The organism is Ohtaekwangia sp., from assembly GCF_036786105.1.
GTDB lineage: Bacteria > Bacteroidota > Bacteroidia > Cytophagales > Cyclobacteriaceae > Ohtaekwangia.
Genome location: NZ_DAIQRQ010000063.1, coordinates 27,034 through 31,347, shown reverse-complemented (window position 1 = coordinate 31,347; position 4,314 = coordinate 27,034). Strand labels below are relative to the sequence as shown.

Here is a 4,314-nt window from a genome sequence, read left to right as displayed (position 1 = left end):
CAATCCAACGCCGGTGGAAATATAGCGCACCTGGGCGGAGCGTTGATTGGTTTTGTATACATCAAGCAACTGCAGGCAGGTAATAACTGGGGAGGCTGGATCACCGTTATAATAGACTGGGTAAAGAAACTCTTCAAGCCCCGCCCCAGGGTAAAGGTTACATATAGAAATGAAGAGTCTTCCTATAAAAAGACAGCCGCCAAGCAAAAAGCCCCATCAATCTCACAAGCAGAGATCGATGCCATCCTGGATAAAATATCAGACGGTGGCTACGAAAGCCTTACCAAAGAAGAAAAGGACAAACTTTTCAAGGCCAGCAAAAAGCAATAAGGAAATACAGGATGCTAACGCATAATGAGTGCGTTGGCAACCCATTGGTAAATCACTACTCCGAAAATAAATACCGGAGCCAGTACGCCCACTTCATCGGTGCTGATAAACTCGTACATAGCTCCAAAACCGATAAATGCCAGAATGCCGGCATAGATCATCAGTATATTTTGCCTGCTCTTTTTTACCGGGTTGTACATAGACGATAATGGTATCATCATGGCAATGCCAAAAATGCCCAGCATTATAAACAGGAAGTTGCCTGTAAACAGATACGCTATAAACCCGATAATACTCAGCAGCAAAGATATACCGACAAAGTTTGAGGAGTTTGTCTCTTCTTCTGTCAGCGCATAGCGACCGTACACGTTCAAGCGCAGAAACAGATTGGAGAGTGGTGTAATTACCCATGTGGAGATCGCGAAAGCAGTATATAGATAAATGATCGGGTATAGAAATACGCCCAGTGTTTCGTTGCTGGCAGCAATGCCTCTCAATATTTTTACTCCGAAATATAGCCCCAGAATTACAGCCCATTGTCCTCCGTTTTTGAAGTTCGATATCCAGAAGGCATACTTCAAAAAGATACGATAGAACCAATAGCGCGCTTTCAATCCTTCTACAAGCCCCGCCTTGGCATAGGCATAGTTCGGGTTGATCTTGAGCGCTTCGCGGAAATGTTCCAATGCTTTATTGTGATCACCTTTTTCCAGTAAGCTCCAGCCGATGTTGGTATGCGTTAACTCATTCTCCGGATCTTTATTGAGTGCTTCCTGTATGGTAGAGTATGCTTCCTCTTTCTTGTCGAGTTTATATAATGCTGTAGAGCGGGCATTGAGGCATTGGAGATTATCCGGATCATTTTCCAAACCGTTGTTGGCAAACTCCAGTGCTTCCTTCCATTCTTTCTGGCTCAGTTTAATACCTGCGAGCAATCCAAGATAGTCAGCGTTGTGAGGATCGTACGAGATCGCATTGCGGATAAATTTTTCAGCTTCTTTCGGCTTGTCGTCTTTGAAGTAGAACAGCGATGCCAGGTATAGCAGGTAATCGTTGTCAGATTCATTGCCGATGGCGCTCTGAATTACTTTGATTGCTTCCGGCTGGTTATCTTGTTCGGATAAGCAAATGGCAAACAATGCGAGTGCTGTTGTGTTATTGGGTTCAATGGATAGCACTGAACGCAATGCAGTTTCTGCATCTTTATACCGTTGCTGCGTTACAAGCTGCTGTGCACGCTCTAATAGTGACTGAATCATTTCTTGATCTTTAGATATTCCAGAATCTCATCGTATAGTCCCGAATCGTTAGCATATAACGCATAGTTACGGGCGGTATTGAACCATTCTTTGGTGGAGGGCTTAATTTGTTTTATAGCAGCTTGCAGGTCTTTGGTACGTATTGGCTGAGGTATACCTTTGTCGAACGATTCGCGTAATTTATCTTCGATGGTTACATCAATAACAGCACGAAGGTCCGCCCCTGAGAAATCCGGAGTCTGCTTCGCCAATGCTGCATAGTCTATCGAATCGACTGGTTTTTCTTTCAGTAATATTTTCAGAATAGAATTTCTTCCCTCTACATCGGGAGGCTGCACGAAGATGATCCGGTCAAACCTTCCCGGTCTTCGGAAGGCAGCATCGAGATGCCACGGTGCGTTGGTAGCTCCGAGAATCAGTACTCCTTCGTTGGAAGAATCAAGTCCATCCATCTCCGTAAGGAATTGATTGATGAGCGTTTTGTTGGCCGAGTGGCGCATATCCGAGCGACTTGCTCCGAGTGCATCTATTTCGTCAAAGAATAACACACAAGGTGTACGTCTGCGGGCCAGTTCAAAAAGTTCGTGGAGCTTGCGTTCGCTCTGGCCACTCCACATATCCAGCACATCGTGTATACCCACTGATATAAAGCTGGCATTAATCTGCCCGGCCGTGGCGCGCGCCAAATGCGTTTTGCCACAGCCCGGAGGGCCGTAGAGTAAAATGCCTCCGCCAACTTTTTTACCGTATGCTTTATAAAGCTCCGGGTGAAGAAGCGGCTGTATAATTTTGATTTTGATCTCGTCTTTTACTTTTTGCATGCCGCCCACGTCATCAAAATTTACCGTGGGGCGTTCCATACTGCGCACTTCTTCTTCGATGGATTCGAGCAGTTGTTCCATTTCACCTTGTGCCTGTGGAGGAGCCGCAGGTTTACGAAGGTATTGATCCAGCTCTTCGTCAAGCAAAGCCGGGTTGAGTTGCAGGGCGCGCTTGTAGTAATCCATAGCTTTGCTCTTCTCATCGTTGCGCAGAAGCGAGCGGCTCAGCAGCATAAGCAGGCTTACATCGTTCGGTTTAAGCTCGATAAGGTCTTCGAGTATAACGATGGCCGTTGAATATTTTTCCTGAGCAAAATAAATCTTAGACAGTCCGGCTTTTGCCTGTATGTTTTGGGGTTCACTTTCGAGCACCACTTTATATTCTGCTTCCGCTTCCTGCATCCGATTGTTTCCGAGCAGGGCTTCCGCCAGTGTTAATCGCAAGGGTATGTTTTGAGGAGAAAGCTTGAGCGCTTCGCGTAAATTTTGAATAAGTTCTTCCTGCATCGGTGCACAATTTGACGGAAATATCCGAAGATAGAGTCGCCCAGACAATATGTTTGAATGGAAATAGCGGTAAGCTTTTGGATAAAAGGTTGCAGGCTTCAGGCTACTGGCTGCCCGGGAAATGCAAAGTGCTCAGGGGCCAGCAGCTGGAGGCAAAAACCAGTTAGAGGTGTATCTTTTCGTAGCTCACAAGCTAAAAGTCAGCTTTTGTTCGCGAGTTGCCCGCAGGCAGCATCAATGTCTTTACCGCGGCTTTTACGAATGCGGGTAGTAATGCCATTACTTTCCAGCAAGTGCATATACATTTCCAGCACTTGGGGAGATGCCTGTTGAAAATCTCCGTCATCGATCGGGTTATACTCAATGAGATTTACTTTGGACGGAATGATTTTGGCAAACTTCAGCAAAGCTTTCGCATGTTCTTCCGTATCGTTCACGCCTTTCCATACCACGTATTCGTAGGTAACTTTTCGCTTTGTTTTTTGATACCAGTAACGAAGTGCATCTGCCAGTTCGTTAAGCGGGTTGGTATCATTGATCGGCATAATGGAAGAACGTGTTTTATCCAGCGCAGCATGCAACGATACCGCCAGGTTAAATTTCACGCCATCGTCTGCCATTTTGATGATCATCTTTGCTATACCTACTGTAGAAACCGTGATGCGTTTGGTGGCCATGTTTAAACCTTTCTGCGAGGTAATCTTGTCAATGGCCGATATAACGTTGCTATAGTTCAGCAACGGTTCACCCATTCCCATAAACACAATGTTGGTAAGGGGGCGGTTAAAAAATAATTCTGCTTGTTCTTTGATGGCCACTACCTGATCGTAAATCTCATCAGGACTCAGGTTTCGCTGGCGTTTGAGGCGTGCGGTTGCACAGAACTTGCACGCCAGGCTGCAGCCTACTTGTGATGAAACGCAGGCGGTAATTCTTTTTTCGGTGGGAATGAGAACGGACTCCACCACCATGCCATCGAATAGCGTTACTGCATTTTTGATGGTACCGTCTTCACTGCGCTGCATGTGATCTACCTTGATGTGGTTGATCGTAAAATGCTCCTTCAGCATATCGCGCAGGCTTACGGAGAGATTAGTCATCTGGTCGAAGCTCTTGGCCGATTTATTCCAAAGCCACTCGTATACCTGCTGGGCACGGAACGGTTTTTCGCCATGCTCTACAAAGAAAGCCTTCAGTTCATCAAGCTTCAGCTTGCGTATGTCGCGTTTAGAAACTGTCTCCACCATAAGGGTGCAAAGGTACTGAAGAAAACTGTTAACCTTTCATGCTCAGTGGATCCTGTCGTGAATCGAAGATATCAGTTACATAAACAACGTTATTTTCGATGTAGTAAATGATTTTATAGGGGCCCTCGATTAATCTACGATGGCGCTTCT

The 4,314-nt window shown here is 45.8% G+C and carries 4 protein-coding genes; 1 reads left to right on the top strand and 3 read right to left on the bottom strand.

Translation table 11 applies throughout. The features are described 5' to 3' along the window. Positions 1–330, top strand: a 330-nt coding sequence (locus V7Q33_RS19600) for a DUF6576 domain-containing protein (protein ID WP_333820974.1), incomplete at its 5' end; no start/stop codon positions are given. A gap of 14 nt (positions 331–344) precedes the next feature. Here the strand turns inward: V7Q33_RS19600 and V7Q33_RS19595 are convergent. The 3 genes from V7Q33_RS19595 to rlmN form a co-directional block, all read right to left on the bottom strand. Beyond that, positions 345–1,589, bottom strand: a complete 1,245-nt coding sequence (locus V7Q33_RS19595) for a tetratricopeptide repeat protein (RefSeq protein WP_333820973.1) — start codon at positions 1,587–1,589, stop codon at positions 345–347. Then, positions 1,586–2,917, bottom strand: a complete 1,332-nt coding sequence (locus V7Q33_RS19590; protein WP_333820972.1) for an AAA family ATPase — start codon at positions 2,915–2,917, stop codon at positions 1,586–1,588. The genes V7Q33_RS19595 and V7Q33_RS19590 overlap by 4 nt, the downstream gene beginning before the upstream one ends. Before the next feature lie 200 nt (positions 2,918–3,117). Then, on the bottom strand, positions 3,118–4,161 hold the full coding sequence (rlmN, locus tag V7Q33_RS19585; protein ID WP_331982766.1) for a 23S rRNA (adenine(2503)-C(2))-methyltransferase RlmN: 1,044 nt from the start codon (positions 4,159–4,161) through the stop codon (positions 3,118–3,120). Positions 4,162–4,314: the final 153 nt, after the last annotated feature.